This is a genomic window from Streptococcus pseudopneumoniae (assembly GCF_001074975.1).
GTDB classification, from domain to species: Bacteria; Bacillota; Bacilli; order Lactobacillales; family Streptococcaceae; genus Streptococcus; species Streptococcus pseudopneumoniae_D.
In genome coordinates, this window is the sequence record NZ_JUUO01000110.1 from 37,494 (window position 1) to 51,270 (window position 13,777).

A 13,777-nucleotide genomic window follows, 5' to 3' on the forward strand; every position below is an offset into this window, starting at 1 on the left:
CAGTACATACCTATTTTATCATTTTTTTAGCAGAGAATTATTACAGAAAGGTTACAAAAAGAATAAAGTGCTTTTTCAAAATCAATTTTCTTGACACCATAGTGTGAAAATGATAGGATGAATAAATACCTAATGCTTATTAATATTTACAATTAATTATATTTTTAAGTAAATAATTCATTTTTATAAAAAATATTTACTTATTTTCTTGATTTTATTTAATTTGATTAGTGAGATTTGTTTGGAATACAGAGACAGATTTTCTGTCTCCTATTTTTATAGTAGTGGGGTATCTCATTGATACCTCTTGGAAAAGTTAAAGGAGATAAGAATGTATCTTGCTATCAAAGAAATATTACAGAACAAACTTCGATATAGTTTGATTCTAACCACTATTTTTCTCATTGCTTTTATGGTCTTTTTTATGACCAGTCTAGCTCTTGGTCTTGTGCGAAACAACCGGGCTGCTATTGACAATTGGCAAGCGGCGGGTGTGGTTTTATCTGACTACGCAAATGATAATTTGACAGCATCTTTTATTCCTGAAAAGGATTATAAGGAAAAGAGATCTGAGGAGGCCGCTCCACTGGGTTATATGTTCGCTGTGACAAATCTAGTCGATGATAGTGAAAAGGTCAATGTTTCCATCTTTGCTCAAGAGTGGGACGATTTTATCTCTCCTAGTTTGACGGAGGGACGGTATCCTGAAAGCGATGATGAGGTTGTCGTAGATCAGTCCTTTGAAAACTATGGAATTAAGCTAGGTGATGCCATTCAGCTCAATGGAAGCGAGGGAAGTTACAAGATTGTAGGTCTGACTCAAGGAAATAAGTTTTTCACAGAGCCTGTTGTCTTTACGAGTCTGACAACTTATTGGACCTTACAAGGGACCTTGAAAGCTAATCGTGCCATCTCTGCCTTGGTATTAAAAAATGACATAGAAGTGGTCGGAGATGGACTGAAACAGATCTCTGTTCCAAAAATGATTTCGAAAATTCCTGGTTACACACCTCAAGTTAATGTATTTTCAGGAATGATTATCGCTATGATTGTTATAACAGGTTTGATTGTTGGTATTTTTGTTTATATCATTACCATACAAAAGCTAGGACTTTATGGAATTATGCGGGCTCAGGGAATACAGATTAAAACCATTGTATGGTCTCTGTTCTGTCAGATCTTGCTTCTATCTGGTATGGGGATTGCTTTATCCTTGCTTGCTATCGGAGGAGTGATTTTGCTCTTACCAGCTACCTTCTTTTTCTACCCAAGTTGGATAGCCTACTCGATTCTAAGCTCGGTTATTTGCTTGATGGCTCTTCTTGGTGGTGTCATTTCTCTCCCACGCTTGCTAAAGGTGGACCCTATTACTGCGATTGCAGAATGATAAGGAGAATAGTATGACAGCATTGATAGAAATGAATCAAGTGACAAAAACGTACGGGGAAGGAAAGATGAAAGTCGTAGCTCTGCATGAGACGAATTTTCAGCTAAATGCGGGAGAGTTCGTGGCTATTGTTGGGCCTTCAGGTTCTGGAAAGACGACTTTTCTAACGACTCTAGGACAACTTCAGGAAGCATCGAGTGGAAAGATTTTAGTCAAGGGGAAGGAAACAGGCAGTCTGACGGAGAAGGAGAAAACGAACCTCCGTTTTAGAGAGTTTGGCTTCATTCTTCAGGCTTCAAACTTAATTCCTTTTCTAACGGTCAAGGAACAGCTGGATTTGATTGACAGACTGGATAAGGGAAAAAATAGTAAAAGTGATCGAAAAGAGCTGTTTGACTTGTTGGATTTGGAAAAAGTACAAAATCAGTATCCCAAGGCTTTATCAGGTGGTGAACGTCAACGTGCGGCGATTGCTAGGGCGCTTTACAACAATCCTAGCATCGTACTGGCAGATGAGCCTACAGCTAGTCTTGATACAGAGCGGGCTTACCAAGTAACGGATATGTTGGCTTCAATTGCCCATGAGCAAGGAAGAGGTGTTGTCATGATTACACATGATACACGCCTTCTTGATAAGGTTGACCGAGTTTATGTAATGAGTGATGGAAACTTGGTTGAAGAAAAATGTAAACAAATATAAAATATAGTGAATTGACAGATATTTTTCTAAAACGTTAGACCTGAAAAATGCACCGGTTCTACGTAGTAAATTGATAAGTTATATAGATTTTGATGAGGTTGGACTAAAACTCAATTTTAAGAAAAATAAAGTAAATATTCCCACAAAAAATGTATAGTCTCAAGTTTTTTCAAGACTTGACTATGCGTTTTTTAATTTTAAAGACTTTTTCCCAGCCTCCTTATTTCTAACTTCAAAACGGTGTTTTGATCTGACTTCATCAGTTTTATTGCCAACCTTAAAACTCTACTTTGAGCAACCTGCATCTAGTTTTATAGCTGGTTCTTTGATTTTTATTGAGTATATGGACTGCAAATTGCGCTAAAAAATGATATAATGGTGAAGTTATATGGTCCCGATAAGGTGGTAGGTTTTGATTGCAAACACTCTTTCTATCAGTACTTTGTAACTCTATAACACTATTTTTAAGGGGGGACATTTTTATGTCAGAACGTAAATTATTCACGTCTGAATCTGTATCTGAGGGGCATCCGGATAAGATCGCAGACCAAATTTCAGATGCTATCTTGGATGCTATTTTAGCAAAGGATCCAGAGGCACACGTTGCTGCTGAGACAGCGGTTTATACTGGCTCAGTTCATGTATTTGGTGAAATTTCAACTACAGCTTATGTAGATATTAATCGTGTGGTTCGTGATACCATTGCAGAGATTGGTTATACCAATACAGAATATGGATTTTCTGCTGAAACGGTGGGAGTACACCCATCTTTGGTGGAGCAATCACCAGATATTGCTCAAGGTGTTAACGAAGCCTTGGAGGTTCGTGGGAATGCAGATCAAGATCCACTTGATTTGATTGGAGCTGGAGACCAAGGTCTCATGTTTGGTTTTGCGGTAGATGAAACAGAAGAACTCATGCCACTTCCAATCTCACTCAGTCACAAGTTGGTTCGTCGTTTATCAGAGCTTCGTAAGTCTGGTGAAATCAGCTATCTTCGTCCAGATGCTAAATCTCAAGTTACAGTTGAATATGATGAAAATGACCAGCCAGTGCGCGTGGATACAGTCGTTATTTCTACTCAGCATGATCCAGAAGTTAGCAATGAACAAATCCATCAAGATGTGATTGACAAGGTCATCAAAGAAGTTATTCCATCTTCTTATCTTGATGATAAGACAAAATTCTTTATCAATCCGACAGGTCGTTTTGTAATCGGTGGTCCTCAAGGGGACTCAGGTTTGACTGGTCGTAAGATTATCGTAGATACTTATGGTGGCTACTCTCGTCATGGTGGTGGTGCCTTCTCTGGTAAGGATGCGACTAAGGTGGATCGTTCAGCTTCTTATGCAGCTCGCTACATTGCAAAGAATATCGTTGCAGCAGGTCTTGCAAAGAAAGCAGAAGTGCAATTGGCTTATGCTATCGGTGTTGCCCAGCCTGTTTCTGTCCGTATTGATACTTTTGGTACAGGAACAGTAGCTGAAAGCAAACTTGAAAAAGCGGCTCGTCAAATCTTTGACCTTCGTCCTGCAGGAATTATCCAAATGCTTGACCTTAAACGTCCAATCTACCGTCAAACAGCGGCTTACGGACACATGGGACGTACAGATATTGATCTTCCATGGGAACGCTTGGACAAGGTAGAAGCCTTGAAAGAAGCTGTAAAATAAAATCTTAAGAGGGGATTTCCCCTCTTTTAATATACTATTTCCTTCAAAATCATTGAAATTATAGCTTGAATTTGATATGATAGTCCTATGGATAAAAGTAGAGCAAAGCGTGTTGAGCGCGATAAAAAGAGAATTGGTTTACTAACCCTAGTAGCCATATTTGCAGTTAGTATTTGTGTCCTAGGTTCAATAATTGGATACAAAATATACACAAAACAAAGTTTTGAACAAAAGATTGAATCTCTCAAAAAAGAGAAAGATGATCAATTGAGTGAGGGGAATCAGAAGGATCATTTTCGTAAGGGACAAGCCGAAGTGATTGCCTATTATCCTCTTCAAGGGGAGCAAGTGATTTCGTCTGTAAAAGACATCATGACACAGGATATTAAGGAAAATCTGGAAGATAAAGAAAATCTGGTTTTTTATTATACGGAGGAACAGGATTCGCCTTTAAAAGGGATTGTCAACCGAAGTGTGATGAAACAAGTCTATGATCTAACTTCGTTAAAAGTTGAGGAGACTGAAAAAACTAATCTGGCAAAAGTCCATTTGACAGAAGATGGCAAACCTTTTACACTCGATCAATTATTTTCAGATGCTAGTAAGGCAAAAGAGCAACTGTTAAAAGAAATGACTGCTTTCTTAGAGGGTAAGAAATTGGAGCAAGAGAAGGTCGATCAGCTTGTTAAAAGCTTCTCTGACCAAGACTTGTCTGCATGGAATTTTGATTACAAGGATAGTCAGATTATCCTTTATCCAAGTCAGACAGTTGAAAATCTGGATGAGATTGCCTTGCCAGTATCTAGTTTTTTTGAAGTTATTCAGTCCTCTTATTTATTAGATAAGGATGCAGAGCTATATAAGGCTTATTATGAAAAGAAAAATCGTAAAGTAGTGGCCTTAACTTTTGATGATGGACCAAATCCTACAACGACCAAGCAAGCATTAGATACACTTTCTAAGTATGGTATTAAGGCGACTTTCTTCGTTTTAGGTAAGAATGTTTCTGGCAATGAAGAGATTTTGAAGCGCATGAAAGCAGATGGTCATGTCATTGGAAACCATAGTTGGAGCCATCCCGTTCTTTCAAAACTTTCGCTTGATGAAGCCAAAAAACAGATTACTGATACGGAGGATGCGCTAACTAAAGTGTTGGGGTCTAGCTCCAAACTTATGCGCCCCCCTTATGGAGCTATTACAGACGACATTCGCAATAGCCTCGATTTGAGCTTTATTATGTGGGATGTGGATAGTCTGGATTGGAAGAGTAAAAATGAAGCATCTATTTTGACAGAAATTCAGCGTGAAGTCAAGAATGGTTCTATTATTCTCATGCATGATATCCATGCTGAGAGTGTAAATGCTCTACCGAAGGTCATCGACTACTTGAAAGGGCAAGGTTATGATTTTGTAACTATTCCAGATTTGTTAGACGCTCGTCTTAAACCTCACCAACTCTATTTCGATCGTGATCAATAATACCCAAAATCTAAAGAGATAGGTTTTCTTTGAGAACTTGTTTCTTTGGATTTGCTTTACATAGAGAGGAAAAATAATGAAATCTTATACTTTAAATAATGGCGTTCCAATTCCAGTTCTAGGATTTGGAACCTGGAAAGCTGAAAATGGAGAGATTGCCTATCAAGCTGTACTAGAGGCTTTAAAGGCAGGCTATCGCCATATCGATACGGCAGCGATTTATAAAAATGAAGAAAGCGTTGGTCGTGCCATTCAAGATAGTGGCGTTCCGCGTGAGGAAATTTTTGTAACCAGCAAACTCTGGAATAGAAATCACAACTATGAGCAAGCTCGTCAGGCTTTTGAAGAGTCTTTAGAGAAGCTGGGCTTGGAATATTTGGATTTGTATTTGATTCATTGGCCAAATCCAAAACCGCTCAGAGAAAATGACCAATGGAAAATCCGAAATTCAGAAGTCTGGAGAGCGATGGAAGATCTTTACCTAGAAGGCAAAATCCGTGCTATCGGAGTTAGTAATTTCCTTCCCCATCATTTGGATGCCTTGTTTGCAACAGCAAAAATTCTTCCTGCGGTCAATCAAGTTCGTTTGGCGCCAGGCGTCTATCAAGAGGAAGTCGTAGATTACTGTCGAGAAAAAGGAATTTTATTGGAAGCTTGGGGACCTTTTGGTCAGGGAGAATTGTTTGATAGCAAGCAAGTGCAAGAAATCGCGGCAAATCACGGAAAGTCTGTTGCTCAGATAGCCTTGGCCTGGAGCTTAGCAGAAGGATTTTTACCACTTCCAAAATCTGTCACAGCTTCTCGTATTCAAGCTAATCTTGATTGCTTTGGAATTGAACTGAGTCATGAGGAGCGTGAAACCTTAAAAGCGATTGCTGTTCAGTCTGGTGCTCCACGAGTTGATGATATGGATTTCTAGAAAATCATAAAAAGAATTGTACATTATTCTAATTTTTGATATAATAGTCAGCAGGAAAGAAAGTCTTATGGCGTTCTTCAAGCGAGCTTGGGATAGTGGGAGCCAAGTAGGGCAAAATAAAGAACTGGCACTTTCTGTAGTATTTTCAAAAACAATGAAGTAATAAATTAGGGTGGAACCGCGTTTCTGACGCCCCTAGTCGCAAGGCTTGGGTGTTGAAATTCGGTTCTTTTTGAATTCATCTAATGCCTAAGTAGAAAGGAGCATAATGCTTAAAGGATCTTGTTTATGTAAAGCAGTGACCTACACTCTAGATGAAGAATTATCGGAATTAGTTTTTTGTCATTGCTCGTTTTGTCGGAAAGCAACTGCGTCTGCCTATACAGTTAATGCTAAAGTTAGTAGTGAAAAGCTAGTATTGCATGGAAAAGAAAAGCTTGTTTCCTATAGTTCTTCTCCAGGAAAACAGCGTTATTACTGCCAGAACTGTCATAGTCAAATTTTCACTGTTCAAGAAAATATACCAGAAGTCTGTGCTTTGAAATTAGGTACAATAGATGAATGCGATCAGAATTTACAAACTGTTCCTAAACGTCATATTTTTCAGGACCCAGCCTTTTCTTGGTTGCTTGATAAATAAATCTAAGAAGATAATATAAATTAAAGGAGTAAACAATGTCTAAGAAATTAACATTTCAAGAAATTATTTTGACTTTGCAACAATTTTGGAATGACCAAGGTTGTATGCTTATGCAGGCTTATGACAATGAAAAAGGTGCGGGGACAATGAGTCCTTACACTTTCCTTCGTGCTATTGGACCTGAGCCGTGGAATGCAGCGTATGTAGAGCCATCACGTCGTCCTGCTGACGGTCGTTACGGAGAAAATCCTAACCGTCTTTACCAACACCACCAATTCCAAGTGGTCATGAAGCCATCTCCATCAAATATCCAGGAACTTTACCTTGAATCTTTGGAAAAATTGGGAATCAATCCTTTGGAACACGATATTCGTTTTGTTGAGGATAACTGGGAAAACCCATCAACTGGTTCAGCTGGTCTTGGTTGGGAAGTTTGGCTTGATGGGATGGAAATCACTCAGTTCACTTATTTCCAACAAGTTGGTGGATTGGCAACTGGCCCTGTGACTGCGGAAGTTACCTATGGTTTGGAGCGTTTGGCTTCTTACATTCAAGAAGTGGACTCTGTCTATGATATCGAGTGGGCTGATGGTGTAAAATACGGAGAAATCTTTATCCAGCCTGAGTATGAGCACTCAAAATATTCGTTTGAAATTTCTGACCAAGAAATGTTGTTGGAAAACTTTGATAAGTTTGAAAAAGAAGCTGGTCGTGCTTTGGAAGAAGGTTTGGTTCACCCTGCCTATGACTATGTTCTCAAATGTTCACACACCTTTAACCTGCTTGACGCGCGTGGTGCAGTATCTGTAACAGAGCGTGCAGGCTATATTGCCCGTATCCGTAACTTGGCCCGTGTCGTAGCCAAAACATTTGTCGCAGAACGCAAACGCCTAGGCTACCCACTTTTGGATGAAGCAACACGAGCTAAACTCTTAGCAGAAGACGCAGAATAAAGAGAGTGCCAAATTACGAAAATGGGCGAACAGTGTGAGCCCTGAACCAGTTGCCGTAGTGATGAATGTATCCTTAGTGAAGCTAAGGATACTAGGCAAAATTGGAGACTTTTGACTCCAATTTTAGCAATGAAACAACGAGGTTGGTTGCTTGCGTGCCAATCACATAAGGCACACTGGAAAATAAAAAGATACTTTTCGGAGAAAAAACATGACAAAAAACTTATTAGTAGAACTCGGTCTTGAAGAATTACCAGCCTATGTTGTTACACCAAGTGAAAAACAACTAGGCGAAAAAATGGCAGCCTTCCTCAAGGAAAATCGTCTGTCTTTTGAAGCTATTCAGACCTTCTCAACACCACGTCGTTTGGCTGTTCGTGTGACTGGTCTTGCAGACAAACAGTCTGATTTGACAGAAGATTTTAAGGGGCCAGCAAAGAAAATTGCCTTGGATAGTGATGGAAATTTCACCAAAGCAGCTCAAGGATTTGTCCGTGGAAAAGGCTTGACTGTCGAAGATATCGAATTCCGTGAAATCAAGGGTGAAGAATATGTCTATGTCACTAAGGAAGAAATTGGTCAAGCAGTTGAAGCCATTGTTCCAGGTGTTGTGGATGTCTTGAAGTCCCTGACTTTCCCTGTCAGCATGCACTGGGCTGGTAATAGCTTTGAATACATCCGCCCTGTACACACTTTAACCGTTCTTTTAGATGAAGAAGAGTTTGATTTGGATTTTCTTGATATCAAGGGGGACCGTGTCAGCCGTGGTCATCGTTTCTTGGGACAAGAAACCAAGATTCAGTCAGCATTGAGCTATGAAGAAGACCTTCGTAAGCAGTTTGTGATCGCGGATCCACGTGAACGTGAGCAAATGATTGTTGACCAAATTAAAGAAATTGAGGCAAAACATGGTGTCCGTATTGAAATTGATGCTGATTTGCTTAATGAAGTCTTGAACTTGGTTGAATATCCAACTGCCTTTATGGGAAGCTTTGATGCCAAATACCTTGACGTTCCAGAAGAAGTCTTGGTGACTTCGATGAAGGAACACCAACGTTACTTTGTTGTCCGTGATCAAGATGGTAAACTCTTGCCAAACTTCATTTCTGTTCGTAACGGAAACGCAGAGCATTTAGAAAATGTCATCAAAGGAAATGAAAAAGTCTTGGTAGCCCGCTTGGAAGACGGAGAATTCTTCTGGCGTGAAGACCAGAAATTGGTTATTTCAGACCTTGTTGAAAAATTAAACAATGTAACCTTCCACGAGAAGATTGGTTCTCTTCGTGAACATATGATTCGTACGGGTCAAATCGCTGTACTTTTAGCTGAAAAAGCAGGTTTATCAGTTGATGAAACAGTTGACCTTGCTCGTGCAGCAGCCATTTACAAGTTTGACTTGTTGACAGGTATGGTTGGTGAATTTGACGAGCTCCAAGGAATTATGGGTGAGAAATATGCCCTTCTTGCTGGGGAAACTCCAGCGGTGGCAGCTGCTATTCGTGAACACTACATGCCTACTTCAGCTGAAGGAGAACTTCCAGAGAGCAAGGTCGGCGCAGTGCTTGCCATTGCAGACAAATTGGATACGATTTTGAGCTTCTTCTCAGTAGGTTTGATTCCATCAGGGTCTAATGACCCTTATGCTCTTCGTCGTGCAACTCAAGGTGTAGTTCGTATCTTGGATGCTTTTGGTTGGCACATTGCTATGGATGAGCTGATCGATAGCTTTTATGCTTTAACATTTGACAGCTTGACTTATGAAAATAAAGCAGAGGTTATGGACTTTATCAAGGCTCGTGTTGATAAGATGATGGGCTCTACTCCAAAAGATATTAAGGAAGCTGTACTTGCAAGTTCGAACTTTGTTGTGGCAGATATGTTGGAAGCAGCAAGTGCTCTCGTAGAAGCAAGCAAGGAAGAAGACTTCAAACCATCTGTGGAATCACTTTCTCGTGCTTTTAACTTGGCTGAAAAGGTAGAAGGAGTTGCAACAGTTGATTCAGCACTTTTTGAAAATGACCAAGAAAAAGCTTTGGCGGAAGCAGTAGAATCACTTATTTTATCAGGATCTGCCAGTCAGCAATTGAAACAACTCTTTGCTCTTAGCCCAGTCATTGATGCATTCTTTGAGAATACCATGGTTATGGCTGAAAATGAAGCAGTCCGTCAAAATCGTTTGGCAATCTTGTCGCAATTAACCAAGAAAGCAGCTAAACTTGCACGTTTTAACCAAATCAATACCAAATAAAATCTGTTGAACGGATTAAATCTTATCTTAAAGGAGAGAAACATGGATCCTAAAAAAATTGATCGTATCAACGAGCTTGCCAAAAAGAAAAAAACAGAAGGCTTGACCCCAGAAGAAAAAGTAGAACAAGCCAAACTACGTGAGGAGTACATCGAAGGGTATCGTCGCACTGTTCGTCACCACATCGAAGGAATCAAAATTGTGGACGAAGAAGGAAACGATGTTACACCAGAAAAACTACGTCAGGTACAACGTGAAAAAGGTTTACATGGCAGAAGTCTTGATGATCCAAATTCATAATAAGTATTCTTTCTTTTAACAAAGATAGATGAAATAATACCAAAAGACTAGCAGTTTTTGTCTGCTAGTCTTTTTTCGCTAAAAAAGGAACCAATATGGTTCCCAAAACTATTATTAGTTACTTGCTCCAGATGTAGCGTCTGCGCCACCACCGTGGCCTCCAGCATCACCTGAATCAGAAGCTCCAGATGTGGCATCTGCGCCACCGTGTCCTCCAGCAGGAGCTGCAGCATTTCCACCAACTAGACGTTGACCAGTTGTATTGAGGTACCAGTCAAGCCATGGTTGGAAATTAAAGATGATTTCATTGATTCCAGCATATGAACCATCTGGATAGTACATTGCTTGGTAATTATGGGTATTAATAACACCTTCAGGTGTTCCTGGTACAATTGTACGGACATATTCTTGGCCCCCATTACGCAATACGCCGACAACCCATTCAACGTTTTTCATTCTAGAATCTGGCAATGTACCGTGTACTGTTCCTAATCTATTTCCTGATTGAGCACGGACACGTTTACCAAACATTGTATCTGGGTCTTGGTGTGCGTTATTAAAGTACAAGAATTGATTATTATCATCTGCAAATGTCAATTCAAATGGCATTGCTTTCAAGAACATGTCAAGTTGGTTAACTGTCAAGATACCGTGGTCTAATTTAACGTAAGTATCTCCAGAAACAGCTCCAACAAGTTCAGCAGCTTTTTCTACCCATTCAGGATCATCTGGATCAACACCTTGGATAGTAGTTGCAATTGAATTTGTACAATATAAATCTTCTGGCTCAATTGGTTTTGGTTTTTTCAATTTTGAAACGACTCCCACATATTTTACAAAGTTGTCCAAGCATGTTTCAAGGAAATTAACAGTTCCTTCATTTGTGATATTGCCCTCTGCGTCAAATGCTTCTTTGGCTTTACCAAGAAGGAATTCGTTACCTGGAAGTGTGTAGGCATTAACACCTGGAGCGTCAAGAATCTTACGAAGGTGAACTTGGGCACGAGAAGTACCTTGGTCGTAGTAAGAAGCTCCCACAATCATGACTGGCTTGTTTTCAAATGGATGAACTTCATATGAAAGCCATTCAAGAACTGATTTAAGAGAAGCTGAGATTGTGTGGTTGTGCTCAGGAGTGGCGATAATGACACCATCAGCACGAGTAATTCTGTTATACAAGAGACGTAACTGGAAACTTTCATCCCATTTTTCGTCTTGGTTGAACATTGGAACTTCGTCAATTTCGAGAACTTCTAATTCAAATTTGAGTTTGAAGTGACGACGGATGAATTCCAAGAGTTTACGGTTATATGATTGATCGTAGTTTGATCCTACAAGTCCAACAAATTTCATTCTTTTTGGTCTCCTATCTTACAAATTTTCCCAGTCAAAGTCTTCAGCATCTTTGCGAAGTAGGGCTTGTGCGTTGCGCAATTTTTCTGTAATTTTTACAAAGATACGGAAGTCATCAAAGATGGCATCTAATTTATTAATGACGTCAAGATCTACCAAGTCACCATTCTTATCAAATGCTTGAAGAGAGTGAGAAAGTAAGAATTCATCAGGAAGAACTGTTGCTTTAATCTCAGGAGCATTCAAAATTTGACGAAGTTGCAATTGAGCACGTGAAGAACCGAGTGTGCCGTATGAAGCACCTGTAATCATAACTGGTTTATTTAGAAGTGGAAATACTCCATAAGAAATCCAAGCAAGAGCGCTCATAAGAACAGCAGGAATTGAGTGATCGTATTCTGGAGTACCGATGATAACACCATCAGCTGCTTCGATTTTAGCTACGATTTCCATAGCTTCAGCCGGAATTTGTTTGTCGGCAGGTTTGTTAAATACAGGTAGACCTTTAATTTCTACCAATTCAATTTCTGCTTTATCAGCAAAGTGTTTCTGCATATATTGAAGCAGTTGACGGTTTGTGGAACGTTTTGAGTTAGTTCCTACAATAGCAATAAGTTTTAACATGAGATTTCCTTTCTCTTTTTACATAATACGATTTTAAAACTCCATTGAAACATCTATTTCTATAGAGTATGAATTCCTGAAGAACAGCTTAGGTGACCTTCTTTATCGATGAGGATAGCTTCGATGCCCTCCAAACTTTCGACTTGCCATAGGATAGAAGCAGGTCTTTCTCCGAATAAACGAGTTGTCCATATTTCACCATCGACTGATTTATCAGAGATGATTGTCAGGCTCGCTAGTTCCGTTTCAACAGGATATCCTGTTTGGCTGTCAAAAATATGATGGTAATCTTTTCCATCGATTATCAGGTGACGTTCATAAATGCCTGAAGTCACGACAGATTTATTGACAACGGGGATGATTATTAAGTGATTTCCCCTAGGATTGGCTGGATCTTGAATCCCGATTTGCCAAGCTTGATTCCCTCTTGCCTGATTTTTTCCAATGGTCAGGATATTCCCTCCCAGATTGATCAAGGCAGAAGTCACTCCCTCTTCTCTAAGAAATTGGGCAACCTTATCCGCACTATAACCTTTGGCTAAACAACCAAGATCGATTTTCATTCCTTTTTGTTTTAAAAACACAGTGGAAGTAGGAGAATCTAACTCGATATAATGAGGATTGATTAAAGGTAGCACCGATTCAATTTCTTGAGGTTGGGCCACTTTGGCATCTGAAAAACCGATACGCCAAGTTTGAATCAAGGGACCAATGCTGATGTTGAGATGACTAGAGGGCGCTAGGCTATGTTCTAATCCAAGTAAAATCAGTTCAAACAGGTCTGGATGAACCTTGACTGGAGCTATTCCAGCTTGATGATTGATTTCCATCAACTCAGATTCTTGGCTATTGGCATTGAAGCGGTATTCAAGCTCTTTGAGCAAATCAAAGGATTTTTGGAGCAAGATATCGGCTCGCTCATCTACTAATGAAATAGTGATAGTAGTACCCATTAGCCGTTCAGAATGTGAACTGAGAGTCAAGCTACCAACTCCTTTCTCTTATGAAAAGAAGGTTGAAATATTGTAAATTTATATTAAATTTAACCCCTTACATTTTCTTTCCATGATACTAACATACCATAAAGTTAGGTTTTTCACAAATCAAATTTGTAAATTTGTCAAGAAATATGCTTACAAAATTCAAGGAATCATAAATAATTTTAACAGTGAAAGTTCTGTAATGAAGTTAGCCATCCAGCCCTCCTAAAAATTAGATGCTTCAACTAGCTTCTAGCTAGTCCTCGATTTCATTTGATAAGAGGCTTGATGCTGTTAGGCTGGCGAGCCAAGGCTAAGACTAGCCTTGGTTTAGCTAACGAAACAGCTTCAGGGGTTCCTCTTGTCAAATGAAAGCTCTTATAGGCATAAGAAAACACCTCTGTGTTATACTTGTTGTTCAACCACAAACACAAGAAAGGCACAGAGATGCAAGGCAATTATACTACAAAAGGTAAACATTTGACAATCGATAGCCGTCGCTTAATCGAACGATGGAAAAA

12 protein-coding genes are annotated in these 13,777 nt (G+C 39.5%); 9 read left to right on the forward strand and 3 right to left on the reverse strand.

Translation table 11 applies throughout. The annotated features are described in order from the left end of the window. Positions 1-331: 331 nt before the first annotated feature. The 9 genes from ADI86_RS06530 (at position 332) to ADI86_RS06570 (ending at position 10,299) form a co-directional block, all read left to right on the forward strand. Entirely contained in the window at positions 332-1,387 is a 1,056-nt protein-coding gene (locus ADI86_RS06530) for an ABC transporter permease (RefSeq protein WP_049532266.1), read from the forward strand. Between the two features lie 13 nt (positions 1,388-1,400). Further along, the gene (locus ADI86_RS06535) at positions 1,401-2,087 is read left to right on the forward strand and encodes an ABC transporter ATP-binding protein (protein WP_000125731.1); all 687 of its coding nucleotides are present in this window, start codon (positions 1,401-1,403) and stop codon (positions 2,085-2,087) included. Positions 2,088-2,569: 482 nt separating this feature from the next. Further along, entirely contained in the window at positions 2,570-3,760 is a 1,191-nt protein-coding gene (metK, locus tag ADI86_RS06540; RefSeq protein ID WP_000003949.1) for a methionine adenosyltransferase, read from the forward strand. An 87-nt stretch (positions 3,761-3,847) separates the two neighbouring features. Further along, on the forward strand, positions 3,848-5,239 hold the full coding sequence (gene pgdA, locus ADI86_RS06545) for a peptidoglycan-N-acetylglucosamine deacetylase PgdA (RefSeq protein WP_049532267.1): 1,392 nt from the start codon (positions 3,848-3,850) through the stop codon (positions 5,237-5,239). 76 nt (positions 5,240-5,315) lie between these two features. Next, positions 5,316-6,158: an aldo/keto reductase gene (locus tag ADI86_RS06550; RefSeq protein WP_049532268.1), complete on the forward strand. Its 843-nt coding sequence runs from the start codon at positions 5,316-5,318 to the stop codon at positions 6,156-6,158. 268 nt (positions 6,159-6,426) lie between these two features. After that, the gene (locus ADI86_RS06555; RefSeq protein WP_000912012.1) at positions 6,427-6,798 is read left to right on the forward strand and encodes a GFA family protein; all 372 of its coding nucleotides are present in this window, start codon (positions 6,427-6,429) and stop codon (positions 6,796-6,798) included. 35 nt (positions 6,799-6,833) lie between these two features. After that, positions 6,834-7,751, forward strand: coding sequence for a glycine--tRNA ligase subunit alpha (gene glyQ, locus ADI86_RS06560; RefSeq protein WP_000038733.1), 918 nt, complete (start codon positions 6,834-6,836; stop codon positions 7,749-7,751). Between the two features lie 211 nt (positions 7,752-7,962). Further along, positions 7,963-9,999, forward strand: coding sequence for a glycine--tRNA ligase subunit beta (gene glyS, locus ADI86_RS06565; protein ID WP_049532269.1), 2,037 nt, complete (start codon positions 7,963-7,965; stop codon positions 9,997-9,999). Between the two features lie 42 nt (positions 10,000-10,041). After that, on the forward strand, positions 10,042-10,299 hold the full coding sequence (locus ADI86_RS06570) for a DUF896 family protein (RefSeq protein WP_000371299.1): 258 nt from the start codon (positions 10,042-10,044) through the stop codon (positions 10,297-10,299). Positions 10,300-10,413: 114 nt separating this feature from the next. On the opposite strand, the gene ADI86_RS06575 is transcribed toward ADI86_RS06570, so the two are convergent. The 3 genes from ADI86_RS06575 to ADI86_RS06585 are packed head-to-tail and all read right to left on the reverse strand — an operon-like array spanning position 10,414 to position 13,259. Beyond that, positions 10,414-11,652: an NAD(P)H-dependent oxidoreductase gene (locus ADI86_RS06575; RefSeq protein ID WP_049532270.1), complete on the reverse strand. Its 1,239-nt coding sequence runs from the start codon at positions 11,650-11,652 to the stop codon at positions 10,414-10,416. Positions 11,653-11,670: 18 nt separating this feature from the next. Further along, positions 11,671-12,276 carry an NADPH-dependent FMN reductase gene (locus ADI86_RS06580; RefSeq protein ID WP_049532271.1) on the reverse strand — a complete coding sequence of 202 codons (606 nt, stop codon included), beginning with the start codon at positions 12,274-12,276 and terminating at the stop codon, positions 11,671-11,673. Between the two features lie 59 nt (positions 12,277-12,335). Further along, positions 12,336-13,259, reverse strand: coding sequence for an FAD:protein FMN transferase (locus ADI86_RS06585; protein WP_049532272.1), 924 nt, complete (start codon positions 13,257-13,259; stop codon positions 12,336-12,338). Positions 13,260-13,777 lie beyond the last annotated feature (518 nt).

What these genes read in the sequence shown, in the direction of transcription:
- ADI86_RS06530 (WP_049532266.1), top strand. Translation starts at nt 332, where the DNA reads ATGTATCTTGCTATCAAAGAAATATTACAGAACAAACTTCGATATAGT.
- ADI86_RS06580 (WP_049532271.1), bottom strand. Translation starts at nt 12,276, where the DNA reads ATGTTAAAACTTATTGCTATTGTAGGAACTAACTCAAAACGTTCCACA.
- ADI86_RS06535 (WP_000125731.1), top strand. Translation starts at nt 1,401, where the DNA reads ATGACAGCATTGATAGAAATGAATCAAGTGACAAAAACGTACGGGGAA.
- ADI86_RS06550 (WP_049532268.1), top strand. Translation starts at nt 5,316, where the DNA reads ATGAAATCTTATACTTTAAATAATGGCGTTCCAATTCCAGTTCTAGGA.
- glyQ (WP_000038733.1), top strand. Translation starts at nt 6,834, where the DNA reads ATGTCTAAGAAATTAACATTTCAAGAAATTATTTTGACTTTGCAACAA.
- ADI86_RS06555 (WP_000912012.1), top strand. Translation starts at nt 6,427, where the DNA reads ATGCTTAAAGGATCTTGTTTATGTAAAGCAGTGACCTACACTCTAGAT.
- glyS (WP_049532269.1), top strand. Translation starts at nt 7,963, where the DNA reads ATGACAAAAAACTTATTAGTAGAACTCGGTCTTGAAGAATTACCAGCC.
- metK (WP_000003949.1), top strand. Translation starts at nt 2,570, where the DNA reads ATGTCAGAACGTAAATTATTCACGTCTGAATCTGTATCTGAGGGGCAT.
- ADI86_RS06570 (WP_000371299.1), top strand. Translation starts at nt 10,042, where the DNA reads ATGGATCCTAAAAAAATTGATCGTATCAACGAGCTTGCCAAAAAGAAA.
- ADI86_RS06575 (WP_049532270.1), bottom strand. Translation starts at nt 11,652, where the DNA reads ATGAAATTTGTTGGACTTGTAGGATCAAACTACGATCAATCATATAAC.
- pgdA (WP_049532267.1), top strand. Translation starts at nt 3,848, where the DNA reads ATGGATAAAAGTAGAGCAAAGCGTGTTGAGCGCGATAAAAAGAGAATT.